At 60.2% G+C, this 18,296-nt stretch carries 17 protein-coding genes; 7 read left to right on the forward strand and 10 right to left on the reverse strand.

Features of this window, described 5'->3' with window-relative positions; all coding sequences use genetic code 11:
* Positions 1 to 243 precede the first annotated feature (243 nt).
* The 6 genes from E4O98_RS22610 to E4O98_RS22635 all read right to left on the reverse strand — a co-directional run bounded on the left by E4O98_RS22610 (position 244) and on the right by E4O98_RS22635 (position 7,470).
* The gene (locus tag E4O98_RS22610; RefSeq protein ID WP_032877050.1) at positions 244 to 1,983 is read right to left on the reverse strand and encodes a dipeptidase; all 1,740 of its coding nucleotides are present in this window, start codon (positions 1,981 to 1,983) and stop codon (positions 244 to 246) included.
* A gap of 95 nt (positions 1,984 to 2,078) precedes the next feature.
* The gene (locus E4O98_RS22615) at positions 2,079 to 3,296 is read right to left on the reverse strand and encodes a phospholipase D-like domain-containing protein (RefSeq protein ID WP_248136283.1); all 1,218 of its coding nucleotides are present in this window, start codon (positions 3,294 to 3,296) and stop codon (positions 2,079 to 2,081) included.
* Positions 3,297 to 3,352: 56 nt separating this feature from the next.
* Complete coding sequence (locus tag E4O98_RS22620) at positions 3,353 to 4,000, reverse strand: MotA/TolQ/ExbB proton channel family protein (protein ID WP_248136285.1); 648 nt, start codon at positions 3,998 to 4,000, stop codon at positions 3,353 to 3,355.
* Between the two features lie 24 nt (positions 4,001 to 4,024).
* A complete protein-coding gene (locus E4O98_RS22625; protein ID WP_248136287.1) occupies positions 4,025 to 6,310 on the reverse strand; it encodes a TonB-dependent receptor in 2,286 nt (761 codons plus the stop codon).
* A gap of 24 nt (positions 6,311 to 6,334) precedes the next feature.
* Positions 6,335 to 7,060, reverse strand: a complete 726-nt coding sequence (locus E4O98_RS22630) for an energy transducer TonB (protein WP_032877047.1) — start codon at positions 7,058 to 7,060, stop codon at positions 6,335 to 6,337.
* A gap of 2 nt (positions 7,061 to 7,062) precedes the next feature.
* Positions 7,063 to 7,470 (reverse strand): biopolymer transporter ExbD, encoded by a 408-nt coding sequence (locus E4O98_RS22635; RefSeq protein WP_005786670.1) that lies wholly within the window; start codon positions 7,468 to 7,470, stop codon positions 7,063 to 7,065.
* 190 nt (positions 7,471 to 7,660) lie between these two features.
* Between E4O98_RS22635 and E4O98_RS27670 the strand changes: the two genes are divergently transcribed.
* Positions 7,661 to 7,783: a hypothetical protein gene (locus E4O98_RS27670; RefSeq protein ID WP_256584633.1), complete on the forward strand. Its 123-nt coding sequence runs from the start codon at positions 7,661 to 7,663 to the stop codon at positions 7,781 to 7,783.
* Entirely contained in the window at positions 7,780 to 9,354 is a 1,575-nt protein-coding gene (locus E4O98_RS22640) for an alkaline phosphatase D family protein (protein WP_248136289.1), read from the forward strand. Before E4O98_RS27670 ends, E4O98_RS22640 begins: the two co-directional genes overlap by 4 nt.
* Positions 9,355 to 9,419: 65 nt before the next feature.
* On the opposite strand, the gene E4O98_RS22645 is transcribed toward E4O98_RS22640, so the two are convergent.
* The gene (locus E4O98_RS22645) at positions 9,420 to 10,100 is read right to left on the reverse strand and encodes a hypothetical protein (protein ID WP_103735111.1); all 681 of its coding nucleotides are present in this window, start codon (positions 10,098 to 10,100) and stop codon (positions 9,420 to 9,422) included.
* An 89-nt stretch (positions 10,101 to 10,189) separates the two neighbouring features.
* On the opposite strand from E4O98_RS22645, the gene E4O98_RS22650 reads away from it, so the two are divergent.
* A complete protein-coding gene (locus E4O98_RS22650) occupies positions 10,190 to 11,164 on the forward strand; it encodes a LysR family transcriptional regulator (RefSeq protein ID WP_248136291.1) in 975 nt (324 codons plus the stop codon).
* Positions 11,165 to 11,224: 60 nt separating this feature from the next.
* Here the strand turns inward: E4O98_RS22650 and E4O98_RS22655 are convergent, their stop codons facing one another.
* Positions 11,225 to 11,632 (reverse strand): PA2817 family protein, encoded by a 408-nt coding sequence (locus E4O98_RS22655; protein WP_003190109.1) that lies wholly within the window; start codon positions 11,630 to 11,632, stop codon positions 11,225 to 11,227.
* Positions 11,633 to 11,707: 75 nt separating this feature from the next.
* Complete coding sequence (locus tag E4O98_RS22660; RefSeq protein ID WP_032877043.1) at positions 11,708 to 14,155, reverse strand: acyl-CoA dehydrogenase; 2,448 nt, start codon at positions 14,153 to 14,155, stop codon at positions 11,708 to 11,710.
* Positions 14,156 to 14,346: 191 nt separating this feature from the next.
* On the opposite strand from E4O98_RS22660, the gene E4O98_RS22665 reads away from it, so the two are divergent.
* The 4 genes from E4O98_RS22665 (at position 14,347) to E4O98_RS22680 (ending at position 17,524) form a co-directional block, all read left to right on the forward strand.
* Positions 14,347 to 15,006, forward strand: a complete 660-nt coding sequence (locus tag E4O98_RS22665) for a transglutaminase family protein (RefSeq protein WP_248089896.1) — start codon at positions 14,347 to 14,349, stop codon at positions 15,004 to 15,006.
* A 56-nt stretch (positions 15,007 to 15,062) separates the two neighbouring features.
* Positions 15,063 to 15,680 carry a glutathione S-transferase gene (locus E4O98_RS22670; protein ID WP_005786686.1) on the forward strand — a complete coding sequence of 206 codons (618 nt, stop codon included), beginning with the start codon at positions 15,063 to 15,065 and terminating at the stop codon, positions 15,678 to 15,680.
* Between the two features lie 135 nt (positions 15,681 to 15,815).
* Positions 15,816 to 16,748 (forward strand): ABC transporter ATP-binding protein, encoded by a 933-nt coding sequence (locus tag E4O98_RS22675; protein ID WP_032877040.1) that lies wholly within the window; start codon positions 15,816 to 15,818, stop codon positions 16,746 to 16,748.
* Positions 16,745 to 17,524, forward strand: a complete 780-nt coding sequence (locus E4O98_RS22680) for an ABC transporter permease (RefSeq protein WP_005786689.1) — start codon at positions 16,745 to 16,747, stop codon at positions 17,522 to 17,524. The genes E4O98_RS22675 and E4O98_RS22680 overlap by 4 nt, the downstream gene beginning before the upstream one ends.
* Before the next feature lie 146 nt (positions 17,525 to 17,670).
* Here E4O98_RS22680 and E4O98_RS22685 read toward each other — a convergent pair whose 3' ends face one another.
* Positions 17,671 to 18,210, reverse strand: a complete 540-nt coding sequence (locus E4O98_RS22685) for a TetR/AcrR family transcriptional regulator (RefSeq protein ID WP_032877039.1) — start codon at positions 18,208 to 18,210, stop codon at positions 17,671 to 17,673.
* Positions 18,211 to 18,296 lie beyond the last annotated feature (86 nt).

Consider the following 18,296-nt stretch of genomic DNA (forward strand, 5'->3'; position numbering starts at 1 on the left):
TTGTCGAGCTTCAGCGACGCTGCGAAAGCGGTGGTTCAGGCGATGAAAATGTTGCCTGTGCCGCCGCCATCGCAGCCTCGCCGGGGCTCGACAGCTCCCACATTTGGGCGGTGTTGTTGTCAGGAGTTGTGCTTGGCGTGATGGTACTGCCAACCGAGATCAACCCAGCACTGCCGATCCCCTGTGGGAGCTGTCGAGCTTCAGCGAGGCCGCGAAAGCGGTGGTTCAGGCGATGAGGATGGGTCAGAGCTTCGGCAACTGCCCGACGCGGCCCATCATTTCAGTGACGATCTGCAGGTCCAGCAGGAACTGCTCAACCGTTTTGAACTCACTGTCGGTGTGCCCGGTGTACTTCTCTTCCGGACGGGCCAGGCCAAATTGCACCCCGTTGGGCAAGTCGTGGACCGAGGTTGCACCGGCCGAGGTGCCGAACTTGTGCGGCATGCCCAGGTTTTCCGTGGCGACCGCCAGCAAGGCTTTGACCCACTCACCTTCAGGGTTGCGGTACATCGGTGTATCCAGCGAATAGGCGAAGCTCACGTTGACCTTGGCTTGCTGGTTCCAGGCATTCAGTTTCTGTTCGATCTGTGCCTTGAGTGCCTCCGGGGTTTTACCCTTCGGCGCCCGCAGGTTCACCGCCAGCTTGAAGGCTTTGTCATCCAGGCCGACAAAGGTCGGCGAGGTGGTCAACGGCCCCATGAAGTCATCGGCGAAGCCCACGCCCAATTTGCCGCCAAGGTAATCCAGGCCCCAGTTGTCCGCTGCATAACGCGCTGCATCAGTGATGTGGTTGTGCTTGAGGGCAATCTTGCCGTCGACGCCGTGGATCAGTTCCAGCATACGAGCCACCGGGTTGACCCCGGTTTCGGGTTCGGAGGAGTGGGCGGATACGCCGGTGACAGTGAGTTTGACGTCCTTGCCATCGACCTTGGCGCTGACCTGGAAATTGCCGCCGTTGCGCTTGGCATAATCATTACCGGCCTGCTGCAGGCTGGCCGCTAACTCAGCAGGCTTATCGCTGACCAACGTGGCGACCGACACCGATGGAATCTGGTTGGTGGCCTTGCCGCCGGTCATTGCGATGATTTCCGCGCCTGTGCCTTCGCCTTTGCGCACCGGGAAGGTCGCCATGACTGTGCCCGAGCCTTTCTCGGCGATCACCACCGGGTAGCCGCCATCCAGCGCCAGGTTGTATTGCGGCACGGGGTTGCGTTCGAAGTAGTAGGGAATCGCGTCACCGGCGGTTTCTTCGGTGGTGTCCACCAGCAGCTTGAACGTGCGCGCCAGCGGCAGTTTTTCTTCCTTGATCACCTTCATGGCATACATCGCCACGACGATGCCGTTCTTGTCATCTTCGGTCCCACGGCCATACATGCGGTCGCCGATCAGCGTGACCTTGAACGGGTCGAGCTTGGTGCCATCTTGCAGCACCCAGTTTTCCGGCGTGACCGGCACCACATCGGCATGGGCATGTACGCCGACGACTTCATCACCGCTGCCTTCCAGGGAGATTTCGTACACACGGTTATCGACGTTACGGAAGTTCAGGTTGAAGGATTTGGCCAGGGCCTGGATCTTGTCGGCGATCTTGAGGAATTCCGGGTTTTTGTACTGTGGCAGCCCGTCTACGTTGAAGGTCGGAATCTCCACCAGTTCGCGCAAGGTTTCCAGGGCAGCCTTGCCGTACTTCACACGGGTGTAGATACCGAGAAGGCGATTGATCTCGTTCTGTTGCTCGGCGTTCAGGGTTTTGTTGTCGAGAAAGGCGCTGATAGCCGGGCCGACGTCAGCCGATTTACCCAGCTCGCCCTTGGCCAGGTTGCCGAGGAAGCTGCGGAAATCGGTGACCGATGTCTCGCCGAAGCTCTTCACAATCGCCGCGCTTTGGTCTGCGCTGATGTTGGCGAAAGCGGGGGTTGAGAGTGCCGAAAGGCTAGCCGCGAACAGGGTGGCAACGGCCAATTGCTTGAGTGGAAAGTGCATTGTTTAAGGCATTCCTTTGCAGGTAGTGAGTAGGGTGTTTCTGACAGGCAAGTCGGAAACATTTCCACACACTACCACTACTCAGGTGCCCAAGGTCAATGCTGGCCAGGATGGGGCTCAGGGTATTCATCCGTCACGCTCAAGGCTCTGGCGTAGGGCCCGTCCCACAGTTGCTCATGCAATTGCCCTACACGCCTGGCCATCGCTTCACTGCGCATCACCACCTCCAGATTGCGCGAGTTATCCAGGTAACCGCCCAACCAGTTGCTGGTGCCGATCCACGCCACTTGCCCGTCGATCTCCATGGTCTTGCTGTGGATCACTCGGGCATAAGGGATAAAACCTTGCTTGGCTTCGGGCAGGGTGACGATCTTGATTTCGACGTTGGGCAATACCGCCAGGCTCTTGAGGTAGGGCAGTTCCAGCTTATCGGTGTTCCAGTTGGACACCATCAGTTTGATCGACACCCCACGGGCAGCAGCGGCACGCACGGCGTTGTCGATCACCGCGTAGTACGGGCGGGTTCGATCAGGCCCGTAGGACAGTGGCGCGTAATCGAGCAATTGCACACGCACTTCTTTTTTTGCTTCGCTTAGCAGGCGTGGCAGTTCCAGCTGTGAGTCGCCTACGCCTGGCGGGTTGTAGCGTTGCGGGCTGGCCACCAGGTAGTTGCCGGTGCGTGCGGGCGCCTGGCCGGTGGCCGGCAGCGGCACCGGTTGCTTATCGGCGAGCGCAGCCTGGGCTTGCCAGTCTTGATCGAAGATCTCCTGCACTTGGCCCACGACGGCTGCGTCACTGATGCGCAGCCCGGTTTCGTGGATATGTTCCAGGGAGCGCCAGTCGAAATTCTGGCTGCCGATAAACGCCTGCGTGCCATCCACCAGCAGGTATTTGGCGTGGATGATGCCGCCGCTCAGTTGCCCGTAGGGCAGCACCCGCAAGGTCAGGTTGGGGATCGCACGCAGGCGTTCCAGGGTGGCAGCTTCTGACAGCCTGAGGCCTTTTTCTTCCAGCAAAAAACGAATTTTCACGCCGCGCTTGCCGGCAGCCTCAAGGCGTTCGATGACCGTGTTCATCACCGAGCCGGGATGGTCGACGGCGTAGAACTGGCCGATATCAATGCGGCTCTTCGCACTGTCGAACAGCTCGATCCATACCGGGCCAGTCTGGCGCAAATCGGCGGTGACCAGGGCGGTATCCACCGGCACGGTGTGCACCAGCTCAAACCCCGGAATGGAAAAGTCCGCCTGGGCCAGCGGACTGAGCAACACGCCGGCGAGGCTGGCGATACGCAACTTCATCGAAAGGGACATAGGCGTCTCATCGGACAAAACAAAGGGGCGGGCGTATTACGCGCCCGCCCGACGGGTCACGCTGTGCGGCTGTGCAAGGAGGTTGGTACAAGGTGCGGTACTTCGCCTTGTACGCGGGCTCCGCTGGCCGCGCGGATCAACAGGATCTTCAACTGGTCGTTGATGCGTTCCAGACTGTCCTGGAAAAAGTTGTGGAACACCACGCAGAACAGCGCGATGGCAATACCCAGCCCGGTGGCGAACAAGGCCGTGCCGATACCACCGGAAATCTGCCCTGGGTCGGAAACACCCGCCGTGGCCAGCGCCTTGAAGGTGTCGATAATGCCGAGGATGGTACCCAGCAAGCCCAGCAGCGGGGCGGCGGTGGTAATGGTCTCGATGATCCACAGGCTGCGGGCCAGCGGGGCGCGTGTCTTGAGGTATTGGGTGTCGATTTCGTCGTCCAGGTCCTTGCGTGAACCGTTGGAGGCTTTCTGCGTCAGCACCGGCAGGATCATGTTCAGCGGCAGGCTGTCGCGACGGCTCAGGTTTTCCGGCAGGTCACGCTCGCTGTGCACGGGGGCGCCGAGGGCGTCGATCAACGCCCGAGCCTGGCGGCGCACGTAGGCAAAGTAGATGCCGCGTTCGATGGCGATGAAGATCGCAATGGCCATCGCCGCGTACATCACATAGAAGGTGACGTCGTGGAGCAGGTTCATATCCATGCTGGTGTTCCTCTTGGGTCAGTCTTAGAAATTCGCTTCCAGCGAAACCGTTACGGTGCGGTCCAGGCCAACGATGTAGGCCGGGTCGCCATCGCGAAAACCGCTGTAGCTGGCCGCGTTGGTCTTGGTGGTGTACACGCCGTCCAGGTACTTCTTGTCGAACAGGTTGTCGACGTTCAGGCGCAGGGTCGCGTCCTTGACGACTTTCTTGTCCACCGGCAGGTAGATACCGGCGCCAAGGTTGAACACGGTGCGTCCGGAAATGGCTTCGTCGTTGGTCAGGTCGCCATAGAGCTTGCTGGTGTACTTGCCGCCGAAGGTGCCGTAGAAGCGCCCGTCGTCGTAACCAATGTTGGCCGCCAGCATGTTCTTGGGCACGTTGGCGAACTGCTTGCCGCTGGTGGGCAGCACGATGGGCTTGCCGGCGTTGTAGACGGTCAGGTCATCCTGCTGCTCGGCCTTGGTGTAGGTGTAGGAGGTGTAGTAGTTGAAGTGGTGGGGCAACTGGCCACTCCATTCCAGCTCCAGGCCTTTGTTGACCACGGAGCCCGCGTTGATGTCGGCAAAGTCGCCGTTGATGTCCCGGGACGAAACCTGGCGGTTCTTGAAGTCCATGTAGAACAGGGTGGCGGCCAGGGTCATGTCGTCGCCGCTGTAGCGCCAGCCCAGTTCATGGTTCCAGCTGGTTTCCGGTTCGGCGTCGATCGAGCCGGCGCCTTTGTCGTAGAGCACGTAATTCTGCGGTACCCGCATGTTGCGCGACAGGCTGTAGAACAACTGGTCACGCTCGTCCAGCTGGTATTTCAGGCCGGCGTTGGGCAGCAGTTTGTTGTAGGTCTGGTTACGTTTTTCCGGGCGTTCGTTAAGGCTGCCATGGTTGGTGCCTTCACGCTCGACGTTCATGTAGGCCAGGCCGGCGATGAAGGTCCAATCCGGGTTGATGTACCAGGTGTCCTGGGCCCAGACCTTTTGCGCCGGGGTCACGGTGAAGCGGTCGCGCCCCTGGACCTGGTTGCCGTTGGCATCGACGATGGCGCTGTTGGAATCCGGCCAGGTATCCACTGGCTTGCCGTTGCTCTTTAGGGGAATGAACGGCTGGGTCTGGCTCTGGCGTGCGCGCTCGTACCAGTAGCCGAATTGCAGGCTGTGGTCGCCCAGGTCCCAGGTCAGTTTGGTGGTGATGCCCGGCCGCCAGGTTTGCGTGCGTGAAGGGCGGTAGTACACGCCGCTGTTCGGTGTGCCATCGGCGTTGTACTGGGCGGCGGTGGGCAGGTTGCCCAGATCGAACACGCCACCCTGGTTGGAGCCACGGTTGAGCGCATAGGCGGACGAGCCGACGCCGCTGCCGTTGCCCCAGTAGTAATACGGGATCACCGACAGCGCCAGGTTGTCGGCCAGTTTGAACTGGGTGTTGAGCACGGCGGTGAAGGTCTGGAACGGGTTCTGCGCCAGGGCGTAGTAGCTGTTGTACTTGCCGTTGCTGCCCACGCTCGGCGTGGCCGGGTAGGGATCGTACTTGCGGCCGTTCTGCTGGAACTGCGCCTTGGTCAACTGGCTGTAACTGTTGTTGTCCTGCTCGTGGTACTTGAGGATCAGGTTGGCGGTGTTGCCGTTGCCGGCGTCGAAGAAGCTGTTCCACTCCACCTTGTCCGCACGCACCGCGCCTGAGCCACGCCACATCTGCCCTTCGGTATGGGACACCGACAGCCAGTTGCTAAGACCGTTGATATCACCGGTATTGAGGCGGGCGAAGGTCTTGCGCGTGGCGTTGCTGCCGACCACCTGTTTGACGAACGCGCCGGTTTCCTTGGTCGGGCGAATGGTCACGATGCCGATGTTGCCGCCGCTGGAACCAATGTGCGGGCCGTCGGATTCCGAAGCACCCTGGGTGACGAAGATCTGGTCGATGTTTTCCGGGTCGCCCAGCAGGTTGGAGTACAGCGCGTAGTTGCCGGAGTCGTTGATCGGCATGCCGTCCACCGACATGCCCACCTGGTCGGAGTTCATGCCGCGCATGGTGAAGCGAAAACCCGAGAGGCCGGTGTTGTCTTCACTGGAGATGTTCAAGCCTGGGGTGTACTTGAGCTTATCGATGGCATTGCCTGTTGCTGCCTGCTTGTCCAGTGCTTCCTTGGTCACCGTGGAGCGGCCCTTGATGCTTTCTTCCGGGACCATGTAACCGCCCCCTGCGCTCGCCTTGCCTTGTACCCCAATGGTGCCGACATCACTGTCGCTGGTCTCTGCCATGACCAGTCCCTGGCTCATGCTGGTCGCGGCAACGAGTGCCAGATGAATGCGGGTGAACTTCATCACTGTCGTCCTGATGTCGGGTGCTTATTGCACGCTGTAGTTGAAGGTGGCGGTGAAGCGCTGCTCATTGCGGCCCCCGAAGGCTTGTTCGGGGAACGGTTTGACTTGCTTGATGCGACGCAAGCTGTTGGTGGCGGCCCGGTTGAGCAACATGCTTGAGGCCTGAGTCTGCAAGCCGGAATCGAGCACACGGCCCTGGCGGTCCACCAGCAACCACACCACCACCTCGCCGCTGGGGCGTTCGAGCGACGCCTGGCGCCCGGTGGGGTACTGCTTGTAGGTGTCCAACTCGTTGCGCAAGCCTTTGAGGTAACCGCCTTCCAGGGCCTGGCCATCGACCTTCGGTGGCGCCGGTGGGGCGGGCGTCGGTGCCGTTTGGGCGACGGCGACCGGGGCTGGCTTGGCGGCCACCGGTGGCGGCGTTGGCGCGGGCTTGGCGACCACGGGCGCCGGCTTGGGCACAGGTTTTGGCTTGGGTTTGGGTTCGGGTTTAGGCAGCGGCTTGGGCGGTGGCGGTGGCGCCGGCGCGGCCTCTTCCTCTTCTATTACCGGCGGTGGCGGTTCTTGTTCCACCACCGGTTCCGGTATGACTTCCGGTTCCGGCTCGACCAAGGCCAATTCGACCGCCGACTCGTCATACACCGGCTCGACCTTCAAGGTCTGGGACTGGATACCCAGTGCAATCAGCACCAGGGCGATCAGGGCCGGGACACTGCCCAGCAGCTGACGCGCACGAAACAGAACGTACATGATCAAGACTTACGCGTAGCAATGGACACGGAGGTGAAGCCACCCAGGCGCAGGGTGTCCATCACTTCCACCAGGCGCGAAACCTCTACGCCTTTGTCGCTGTTGACGATGATCGTCGACTTGGTGTCGGGCTTCTCGGCCGCCTTCAAGGCCGGCACCAGGGCATCCACCGTCAGGTCCTTGCCGTCCAGTTGCAACTGGCCTTCCAGGCCCAGGGTGAGGATGAATTTGTTTTGCGGTTTGAGCTGCTGCGAGCTGCTGGCGCTGGGCAATTGGGTCTTCATGCCGAGCGCGGGAATCACGTTCAGGCTCACCAGTACGAAAAACACCAGCAGGAACATCATCACGTCGATCATCGGGATCAGTTCGATGTGCGCCTTGCGTTTCTTGGGTTCGTCCCAGGTTCTCATTCCGTTACCCCGTTATTGAATTAGGGGCAACACGCTAGCAAGCAAAAATGACCGAATGGTTAACTTTAATTGACGGTTTGAAGGCTCTAGGACGGGTCTTTCAGAAAACTTACCGGTCAGTTTTGGCACGTAATGAAACTGACACTCGGGGCGTACATGCTTGAGAAATTTATCTTGAGAGCCAGCTTCCATGGACACAGCATTGCCTCAATTGACTACCGCACGCCTGTTGTTACGAGCGCTTGAAATGCGTCAGACCGAGGTGCTTTTTACCCTTGCCGCCGTGCGTGACGACTGGGAGCGCTGTCTGTGAGCGGCGGGGTAGACCACGACCGGCGCCGGATACTTGGCGGGCTGGCGGTCGCTACCGCGTTTTCGATCCTCAGCCCGTTTGCGCGCAGTGCCGGGGTGGATTATCCGTTCACCCTCGGCGTGGCTTCCGGCGACCCGTTGCCGGATGGCTTTGTGATATGGACGCGCCTGGCGCCGTTGTTCAACGCCGCGGATGGCCGTGGCGGCCTGAGTCGCTCAGTGCCAGTGCGTTGGCGGGTGGCCAGCGATGCGGCGATGACGCGTATTGTGAGGCAGGGGGAGGTGCTGGCGACGCAGCGTTTCGCTCACGCAGTGCATGTCGAAGTGGCGGGGCTGGCGGCGGATCGGCCGTATTGGTACCAGTTTGAAGGGCTCGGTGCGCAGAGCCAGGTGGGCCAGTCCCGCACGATGCCGCCGCTGCAGGCCATGGCATCGGCCCGGCTGGGGTTTGTGTCGTGCTCGCACTGGGAGCGCGGTTACTTCAGTGCCTACCGACACCTTGCCGCGGAGCGGCCCGACCTGGTGTTTTTCCTCGGCGACTATATTTACGACAGCTCTTACGCGGCGGATTCTGGCAAGGTTTTTCGTTCTCACGGCAGTGGCAATGCGCAAAGCCTGAGCGACTATCGCAACCGCTACGCGTTGTACAAGACCGATCCGGACCTGCAAGCCCTGCACGCCGCCGCACCCAGCGTGGCGACCTGGGACGATCATGAAGTGCAGAATGACTATGCCAACCGCTGGTCCCAGGATCCCAAGGTTGCGGTGGCGCAGTTTCTCCAGCAACGGGCGGCGGCTTACCAGGCGTTTTACGAACACATGCCCTTGCGCGCCAGTAGCGTGCCCAAGGGCGCGGACATGCGTATTTATCGACGTCTGGACTACGGCCGGCTTGTACGTTTCCATGTGCTCGACGGGCGTCAGTATCGTTCCGAGCAACCGTGCATCGCAGCCAATGGCAGCCACCAGGGGCATGTTGTCACCACCCCTTGCAGCAACTTGCGCGACCCCGCCCGCACGTTGCTCGGCTGGCAACAAGAAGCCTGGCTGGACCAGGGTTTTGCCCAGTCGAAGGCGCAATGGAATGTGATCGCCCAGGATCTGCTGGTGGCGCCGCTGATCCAGCGCGATCTCACCAACCACAAGCCGGGGCGCTGGACCGATGGGTGGGATGGCTACATGGCTAACCGCTCACGGATGCTGGCGTCGATTGTGCGCAATCGCGTGAAGAACCCGGTGTTCTGGGGCGGGGACATTCATTCGTTCTGGGCCACTGACCTGCATGCTAACGCCGACAATCCGGACTCGGCGGTGGTTGCCACCGAGTTCGTTGGCTCGTCGGTGACCTCTGACGGCCCGCCCTATGACGCGTTCATGAAGATCATGCCGCTTAACCCCCATGTGAAGTTCTTCGACAGCCGCCAGCGCGGGTATGTGTCGGTGGAGTTGGCGGCCGACAGCATGTTGACGAATTTTCGGGCGATCAGTGACCCGCGTGACCCGGCGGCGACGGTGTCGACGTTGAAGTCGTTCGTGGTCGAGCCGGGCAGGGCAGGGGCGATTGCCGTCTAGCCTATTTCTCTGTGGCGCATCGGTCCACTGTGGGAGGGGGCTTGCTCCCGATAGCGGTGGATCAGTTACAGGTAAGCTGACTGACACCCCGCTATCGGGAGCAAGCCCCCTCCCACATTAGTTTCAATGTCATAGCGCACCGACAATGCGCCCTTTTTCTCCGATAGCGCCAGGATCGTCACCTGGCCCAGCTCGCTCAACGCTTGCACATGAGTGCCGCCACAGGCGTAAGCCGGCAATTCACCGAAGCCGACTTCGCGGGTGCCTTCATCCAGCGTCATATGCCGTGGATAGTCAGCGGCGATCCATTGGTTGACCCATTGCTGGAGCGTTTGCGCATCCATGTCTTGCGCGCTTTGGCCACGGATAAAGGTGATCTTGCCTTCGCCCGGCCAGTGGTGGGCCTTGATCGGCATCCAGCCCAGACGTTCGCCGGCGTTGCCGATCAAATGGCCCGCCGAATGCAGGCGGCTGTGCAAGGCTCGACGCTGTGCGTCGACTCGTGCAATGACCGGTCCAGGTTCCAGAGGCCGGTCGACGTAATGCACCACCTGTTCGGTTTCCTGCACGACCCGCAGTACCTGGCTATCGCCGAGCCAGCCGGTGTCGAACGGCTGGCCGCCGCCTTGGGGATGAAAAATCGTCGACTGCGCAATCACGGCGAATTGCTCTTCGTGCGGGGTGCAACTGAGCACTTCCAGCTCGGCTGTCAGGTGGTCATGGGTAAAAAACAGGCGCTCGGTCATGGTCTACATCCGCATCAGGGTTCTGTGGGCAGTATAAATAGTGCGCAGATGAGTGATAATCCGCTCAATTATCAATGGACCTGTGCGTCATGAGCATCAATCTTCCTTTGCCGTTGTTGGGTGAAATGGCGATTTTCGTCAAGGTCGTGGAAACCGGCAGCTTCTCCGAAGCGGCGCGGCAACTGAGCGTCTCCCCCTCGGCGGTGAGCCGCAGCATTTCACGCCTGGAGCAAGCCCTGGCCACGCGCTTGCTGCAACGCACAACGCGCAAACTGCGCCTGAGCGAGGGCGGTGAAGAGGTGTTCAAGCGTTGCCAGGAGATGGTCAGCGCGGCCCGCTCGGTGATGGAAATCAGCGGCCAGTTCACCGATGAAGCCGAGGGCCTGGTACGGGTCAGCGTGCCCAAGGCGGTGGGGCGGTTCGTGGTGCATCCGCATATGCCGGAATTTCTGCGGCGCTACCCCAAGGTGGATGTGCAATTGATCCTTGAAGATCGGCATGTGGACCTGATCGACGACAATGTCGACTTGAGCATTCGTATCACTGACAGTCCACCTCCCGGCCTGGTCGGGCGCCAGCTATTGCCCATCGAACACCTGCTGTGCGCGACGCCGCAGTACCTGGCCGAGCATGGCACCCCAAGCCATCCTCATGATTTGCTCGAGCACAGTTGCATTTACCTGGGGGAAACGCCCGGCGATTCACGTTGGAAATTTCGCCAGGCCGGCAATGCGGTGACGGTTGGCGTACGCGGGCGTTATGCAGCGAACCACACTGGGGTGCGGTTGGATGCGGTATTGCAGCATGTGGGGATTGGCAGCTTGCCGTATTTCACGGCGCGGCATGCGTTGGCGGCGGGCCAGTTGGTGCAAGTGTTGCCAGCGTGGGACTTTATTGCGTCTTACCATGGCGAGGCGTGGTTGCTGCATTCGCCAACGCGGTACCTGCCGCCGAAGTTGCGGGTGTTTATCGATTATCTGGTGGAGTGCATGGCCAAGGAGCCAAAGCTAAATGTGGGAGGGGGCTTGCCCCCGATAGCGGTCTGTCAGTCACCTTTACATTGACTGACCCACTGCTATCGGGGGCAAGCCCCCTCCCACATTTGAATCTCAGTGCTTGAAAAGTCAGTGCTTGCTCTGGTCCTGGGGCATGGCCAGCAGTTGCTTTTCCTGGTTCCAGTCGAACGGTTCGTCGTTCTGTTCGGCCTCATAGCGACGTTCCTCCAGGGCCTGGTACAGGTCCAGTTCTTCGTCGGGCATGAAGTGCAGGCAGTCGCCGCCAAAGAACCACAGCAGGTCGCGTGGCACCAAGTGGGCGATTTGCGGGTAGCGCAGGATGACCTGGCTCATCAGGTCCTGGCCCAGGTACTGGCTTTCGATCGGATCGATCGGCAACAGGGCGCGCAGTTCGTCGAAACGCTCCAGGAACAGCGAGTGGCTTTCCTCGGGTACCTGTTCGGCTTCGCCGACGGCAACCAGGATGCTGCGCAAGTGGTCGAGCAAGACGAGATGATCGGCAACGACGTTGGACACGAGATAAGTCCTCTAAAGCAAAAACGGGCGCGAGAGTATATGCCTCTCGCGCCCGTTTTTATATGACCGCCGGTATCAGCGGACTTTACCCTCAACCTGCATCAGCTCTTCCTTGCTGAAATCATCCACGTCAATCACCTTGCGCCGTGCCGCTTCGGCATCGCGCAGGGTTTGCGCTTCACCTGGTTGCAGCACGCCGGCATGCAAGGCGGCATCGATGGCAGACTCACCGGCAGTCGGTTTGACCTGCCCGCTTTTAAGCGCGGTATGCAGTTTTTTCTGCAACGGATGGCTGGCGCCGAGCAAATCGTAGGCATGTTGCAGAGCGCCTACTGGATCTTCCGCCGCTTGCGGTCGATAGCACCCGGCTAGCAGTTCTTCCAGGGTCGGGTCGCCCTTGGCACGACCGATTACCGCCGCCACTTCGGCATCCAGTGCATCGGAGGGCCCGGTATGCCGACGCCCGAACGGGAATACGATCACCCGCAGCAGGCAGCCGAGTACCTTGTTCGGGAAGTTGCTCAGCAGTTCATCCAGTGCGCGTTCCGATTCACCCAGGCTCTCTTCCATGGCCCAGGCAAACAGCGGCTCCAGATGGTCTGGCGAATCCAGGTCGTGATAACGCTTGAGCGCTGCGGACGCCAGGTACATATGGCTCAGTACATCACCCAGGCGGGCGGACAGGCGTTCGCGGCGCTTGAGCTCACCACCCAGCAGCATCATGCTCAGGTCGGCCAGCAGGGCAAATGCAGCCGCCTGGCGGTTCAGGGCGCGGAAGTAGCCCTGGCTCAAACGGTTGCCGGGGGCTTTTTCGAAATGGCCGAAGCCCAGGTTCAGCACCAGGGTGCTGGCGGCGTTGCTCACGGCAAAACCGATGTGTTGCATTAGCAGGCCGTCGAACTCTTTCAACGCCTGGTCATGGTCTTCGCGACCGGCCAGGGCCATCTCCTTGAGCACGAAAGGATGGCAGCGAATTGCACCCTGGCCGAAGATCATCAGGTTGCGCGAGAGAATATTCGCGCCTTCCACGGTGATGAAGATCGGCGCACCTTGCCAGCTGCGGCCCAGGTAGTTGTTAGGGCCCATGATGATGCCCTTGCCACCGTGCACATCCATGGCGTGGCTGATGCACTCGCGGCCACGCTCGGTGAGGTGATATTTGAGGATCGCCGACAACACCGAGGGCTTCTCCCCCAGGTCAACGGCATTGGCGGTGAGCATACGCGCGCTGTCCATCAGCCAGGCATTGCCGCCGATGCGCGCCAGGGCTTCCTGGATACCTTCGAAGGCTGACAGTGGCACATTGAACTGCTCGCGCACCTGCGCGTATTGCCCGGTCACCAGGCTGGTGAACTTGGCGGCGCCGGTGCCGACGGCAGGCAGGGAGATCGAGCGGCCTACCGACAGGCAGTTCATCAGCATCATCCAGCCTTTGCCGAGCATTTCCTGGCCACCGATCAGGTATTCCAGGGGAATGAACACGTCCTTGCCGGAGTTGGGGCCGTTCATGAAGGCAGCGCCGAGGGGTAGGTGACGACGGCCTATTTCTACGCCGGGCGTATCGGTTGGAATCAGCGCGAGGCTGATGCCCAGGTCTTCTTCTTCGCCCAGCAGGTGGTCTGGGTCATGAGCCTTGAACGCCAGGCCGAGCAAGGTCGCGACCGGGCCAAGGGTGATGTAGCGTTTTTCCCAGTTCAGACGCAGGCCGAGGGTTTCCTTGCCTTGCCATTCGCCTTTGCAGATCACCCCGGTGTCGGGCATGGCGCCTGCATCGGAACCGGCCAGCGGGCCGGTGAGGGCGAAGCACGGGATGTCGTCGCCACGCGCCAGGCGCGGAAGGTAGTGGTTGCGTTGTTCTTCGGTGCCGTAGTGCAGCAGCAACTCGGCCGGGCCCAGGGAATTGGGGACCATCACGGTGGACGCAAGGTCACCGCTGCGGGTCGCAAGCTTCATCGCAACCTGGGAGTGAGCATAGGCAGAGAAGCCCTTGCCGCCATACTCCTTGGGAATGATCAGGGCGAAGAATCCGTGGGTCTTGATGTGCTCCCAGGCCGCTGGCGGCAGGTCCATGGCTTGACCGATCTCCCAGTCGCTGACCATGGCGCAGAGTTCTTCGGTGGGGCCGTCGATGAACGCCTGTTCTTCTTCGGTCAATTGAACCTTGGGGTAGGCCAGCAATTTATCCCAGTCGGGGCGCCCGCTGAACAGTTCGCCGTCCCACCAGACGGTGCCGGCATCGATCGCATCGCGTTCGGTCTCGGACATCGGTGGCAGTACTTTCTGAAACCAGCTGAACAGCGGCTTGGTGAAGTATTGGCGGCGCAGGTCAGGCAGCAGCAACGGCGCGGCCACCACGGCGATGAGCACCCAGAAGATCAGCAGCAGCCAGCCCGGCGCGTGGCTCCAGGCGCCCATCGCCAGCAGGTAGACGGCGACCACGCCCAGGGCGGGCAGGGGGGCAGTTCGGCGGTGTGCCAGGTAGGCAATGCCGACCACCAGCACCAGTATCCACAACAACAGCATATGCAATCCTCCGTGAAACCAGGGGCGAAACCACCAGGGAGCTTAGTCCGCATCCGAACAAGCCGGGTGATCAGGGTGTTACAAGTTGTACTGGGGATACCCATCAGCAGGCGCCGACATTTGGCGTAATCGTCGTTATCTCTGTGGCAGGCCTGTCGTTAAACTCCAGGCTCACTTCGGAGATCAAGCTTATGAATGCGTACTTGAGTCCCAGCCGCTTCATCGATAGTGACCACCCTGCGGTGGTGGAGTTCGCCGAAAAACATCGCGGAACCCGCACGGATTTAAGTGACCAGGCAGTCAGTCTTTATTACGCCGTACGTGAGGCGATTCGCTACAACCCCTACACCTTCAGCCGCGACCCCAACACATTGAATGCCAGCTTCGCACTGGCTGCCGGCGAAAGCTATTGCGTGCCCAAGGCCACCTTGCTGGCCGCCTGCGCCCGTCACTGTGGCATCCCCGCGCGCATTGGCCTGGCAGACGTGCGCAACCACCTGTCCACACCGCGCCTGCTTGCCCTGCTCAAAAGTGACGTGTTCGCCATGCACGGTTATACCGAGCTGTACCTGAACGGCCGCTGGGTCAAAGCGACTCCGGCGTTCAATCAGCAACTGTGCGACGTGTTTGATGTGCCGCCACTGGAATTCGATGGCTTGCATGACAGTGTCTTCCACGCGTTCAATCGCCAGGGCCGTCGCTCAATGGAATATGTGATGGATCACGGGCAATTTGCTGACGTCCCCGAGGCATTCTTTTTCGCGCATATCCGCCAGTGTTACCCGCACTTGTTTGCCGACAATGCACCGACCCTGCTGGGCGATCTGCAGGACGATTTAAGCCGTGGCTGATCCGGCGTATGCTGCTGCCTTCATCCAGCCAAGTTCATCCACAATAAGGCGCGGTCATGCTGAAAATCTGGGGTCGTAAAAATTCATCAAACGTCAGGAAAGCACTGTGGTGCGCCGAGGAACTCGGCCTGGACTATGAGGCAATTGATGCGGGCGGGGCTTTTGGTGTGGTCGACACCCCGCAATATCGGGCCCTGAACCCCAATGGCCGGGTGCCGATGATCGAAGATGGCGATTTTGTGCTGTGGGAATCCAACACCATCGTGCGCTACCTGTGCGCCAAACAGGCATCGGACTTCTACCCCAGCGACCTGCAAGCCCGGGCCAATGCCGAAAAGTGGATGGACTGGACAACCTCCACGCTCGCCGACCCGTTCAAGGCGGTGTTCTGGGGGATCGTGCGCACCCCGGCTGACAGGCAAAACTGGGACAGTATCAATGCCGGGCGCCAAGCCTGTATCGACGCGCTCAAAACCGTCGACCAGGCCCTTGCCGAGCAACCCTACCTGTCCGGTCAGGCGTTCGGCATGGGTGATATCCCTCTGGGTTGCTTCATCTATGCCTGGTTCGAGATGCCCATCGAGCGGCCGGCAATGCCCCATCTGGAGGCCTGGTACCAGCGCCTGCAACAGCGCCCGGCGTATCGCAAAGCGGTGATGACCGCGTTGACTTAATACACACTATTAATACGGGTGACTGTACTTGTGCGGCATGGGCAAGCACCATGCCTGCATTGCATCGTCGGTTGAACTACCTGCGCTGTGCCCTCATCTATTCTTTCTATTCCCTTCTTTGGTGCGTATTCCGATATGAGTTCCGCTCTGTCCATCCGGCAGCTAACCAAAACCTACGGCAACGGTTTCCAGGCCCTGAGTGGTATTGATCTGGACGTCGCCGAAGGTGATTTCTTCGCCTTGCTCGGCCCCAACGGCGCCGGCAAATCCACCACCATCGGCATTCTCTCCACCCTGGTCAACAAGACCAGCGGCACGGTGAACATCTTCGGCCACGACCTGGACAAGTCCCCGGCGGCGCTCAAGCGCTCCATCGGTGTGGTGCCCCAGGAATTCAATTTCAACCAGTTCGAAAAGACCTTCGACATTGTTGTGACCCAGGCTGGCTATTACGGCATCCCGGCGAAAATCGCCAAGGAACGCGCCGAGCAGTACCTGACCCAACTGGGCCTGTGGGACAAGCGCGATGTGCCTTCGCGCTCGTTGTCCGGCGGCATGAAGCGGCGCCTGATGATCGCCCGTGCGCTGGTGCATGAGCCGCGCCTGCTGATCCTCGACGAACCCACTGCAGGCGTGGACATCGAACTGCGTCGCTCGATGTGGACCTTCCTCACCGAGCTGAACGAGAAAGGCATCACCATCATCCTCACCACCCATTACCTGGAAGAGGCTGAGCAGTTGTGCCGCAACATCGGCATCATCGACCACGGCACCATTGTCGAGAACACCAGCATGCGCAACCTGCTGGGCCAGTTGCATGTGGAAACCTTCCTGCTCGACCTGAAGAATAATCTGTCGGTGGCGCCGCACCTGCTGGGTTACCCAAGCCGCCTGGTAGATAGCCACACCCTGGAGGTGCAGGTGGACAAAGCCATGGGCATCACCGCGCTGTTCACCCAGCTGGCGACTCAGAACATCGAAGTGTTGAGCCTGCGTAATAAAACCAATCGCCTTGAGGAGTTGTTTGTGTCCCTGGTGGAGAAAAATCTGGCGAAGGTGGCGGTATGAGTTCCGAACTGCAACCCAACCTTGTCGCGCTGCAAACCATCGTTTATCGCGAAGTGAAACGCTTTACCCGGATCTGGCCGCAGACCCTGCTGCCGCCGGCGATCACCATGGTTCTGTACTTTGTGATCTTCGGTAACCTGATTGGCCGGCAGATTGGCGACATGGGTGGTTTCACCTACATGGAGTACATCGTGCCGGGCCTGATCATGATGTCGGTGATCACCAACTCCTACGGCAACGTGGTCTCCAGTTTCTTCGGCAGCAAGTTCCAGCGCTCCATCGAAGAACTCATGGTCTCGCCGGTGTCACCGCACACCATCCTGATCGGCTATACGCTGGGCGGTGTGCTGCGTGGCCTGATGGTCGGGGTGATCGTGACGCTGCTGTCACTGTTCTTTACCCACCTGCAAGTGCATCACCTTGGGGTCACCATTCTGGTGGTGGTGCTCACGGCGACGATTTTCTCGCTGCTGGGCTTTATCAACGCCGTGTTCGCGCGCAACTTCGATGATATTTCGATCATCCCGACGTTCGTGCTGACGCCGCTGACCTACCTGGGCGGGGTGTTTTATTCCATTACCTTGCTGCCGCCGTTCTGGCAGACCGTGTCGCTGGCCAACCCGGTGCTGCATATGGTCAACGCCTTCCGCTACGGCATTCTGGGCGTGTCGGATATCAAGATCAGCGTAGCGATCACCTTTATGATCGTGGCGACCGTGGTGCTGTATATCGGTTGTGCCCGGCTGCTGGTGAGTGGGCGCGGGATGCGTACATAAGTACTGAGCTTAATGCAGTAAAAATGTTGGAGGGGCGGTGCGACGATTCGACTTGCTCCCGATAGCAGTGGTTCAGTCACACATGCAGTGACTGAGAGATCGCTATCGGGAGCAAGTCCCCTCCCACATTTGGTTTGTGTAGGTTTTTAGTTTTTCAGGGCCAGCTCTATCAGGGCATGCAGTTCTTCAACCGCCAAAGGCTGGGCCGAAAACAGAATACGAAACACCGTCGGCGCCGCGAGCAGGTTGATCAGCCGGTCCACGCTCGGTGGCGCTGATAGCGGATAGCGATCAACCATCACCTGCAACTGCCCGCTCAGGATGCTCACGCAATACCCCGGCGTCGGGCTGCTTTGCACGTCGCGCATCATATTGCGCCCAACGTCCGAACTCATCTCATCCAGATATTGCTCAGCCCAGGCTTGCAGGTCGCCGCGCAGGCTACCGGTGTTGGCCGGTTCGGTATCGGGGCGCATACGTGCCAGGGCGACGTCGGCGAGCAGTACTGACAGGTCGCCCCAGCGCCGGTAAATGGTCGACGGCGTGACGCCTGCGCACGCCGCAATCATTGGCACGGTGACACCGGAACGCTCATGGGTTTCCAGCAATTGGCGCACCGCCCTGTGGACGGATTCTTGTACCCGGGCACTACGGCCCCCCGGGCGGAGGCCTTCTTTGATTGCCATGGCTAAAACCTTAACACAAAGAATTTGCTTTAAGCGTCAGCGAGTAGCACACTCCACAAAAGCAAAATATTAGCTTTAGCGGAGTG

Origin of the sequence: Pseudomonas sp. W2Jun17, from assembly GCF_023127795.1 — a bacterium.
Classification (GTDB): domain Bacteria; phylum Pseudomonadota; class Gammaproteobacteria; order Pseudomonadales; family Pseudomonadaceae; genus Aquipseudomonas; species Aquipseudomonas synxantha_A.

Coding starts and splice junctions, on each gene's coding strand:
- E4O98_RS22610 (WP_032877050.1), bottom strand. CDS start 1,983: ATGCACTTTCCACTCAAGCAATTGGCCGTTGCCACCCTGTTCGCGGCT.
- E4O98_RS22615 (WP_248136283.1), bottom strand. CDS start 3,296: ATGTCCCTTTCGATGAAGTTGCGTATCGCCAGCCTCGCCGGCGTGTTG.
- E4O98_RS22620 (WP_248136285.1), bottom strand. CDS start 4,000: ATGGATATGAACCTGCTCCACGACGTCACCTTCTATGTGATGTACGCG.
- E4O98_RS22625 (WP_248136287.1), bottom strand. CDS start 6,310: ATGAAGTTCACCCGCATTCATCTGGCACTCGTTGCCGCGACCAGCATG.
- E4O98_RS22630 (WP_032877047.1), bottom strand. CDS start 7,060: ATGTACGTTCTGTTTCGTGCGCGTCAGCTGCTGGGCAGTGTCCCGGCC.
- E4O98_RS22635 (WP_005786670.1), bottom strand. CDS start 7,470: ATGAGAACCTGGGACGAACCCAAGAAACGCAAGGCGCACATCGAACTG.
- E4O98_RS27670 (WP_256584633.1), top strand. CDS start 7,661: ATGGACACAGCATTGCCTCAATTGACTACCGCACGCCTGTTGTTACGA.
- E4O98_RS22645 (WP_103735111.1), bottom strand. CDS start 10,100: ATGACCGAGCGCCTGTTTTTTACCCATGACCACCTGACAGCCGAGCTG.
- E4O98_RS22650 (WP_248136291.1), top strand. CDS start 10,190: ATGAGCATCAATCTTCCTTTGCCGTTGTTGGGTGAAATGGCGATTTTC.
- E4O98_RS22660 (WP_032877043.1), bottom strand. CDS start 14,155: ATGCTGTTGTTGTGGATACTGGTGCTGGTGGTCGGCATTGCCTACCTG.
- E4O98_RS22665 (WP_248089896.1), top strand. CDS start 14,347: ATGAATGCGTACTTGAGTCCCAGCCGCTTCATCGATAGTGACCACCCT.
- E4O98_RS22670 (WP_005786686.1), top strand. CDS start 15,063: ATGCTGAAAATCTGGGGTCGTAAAAATTCATCAAACGTCAGGAAAGCA.
- E4O98_RS22675 (WP_032877040.1), top strand. CDS start 15,816: ATGAGTTCCGCTCTGTCCATCCGGCAGCTAACCAAAACCTACGGCAAC.
- E4O98_RS22680 (WP_005786689.1), top strand. CDS start 16,745: ATGAGTTCCGAACTGCAACCCAACCTTGTCGCGCTGCAAACCATCGTT.
- E4O98_RS22685 (WP_032877039.1), bottom strand. CDS start 18,210: ATGGCAATCAAAGAAGGCCTCCGCCCGGGGGGCCGTAGTGCCCGGGTA.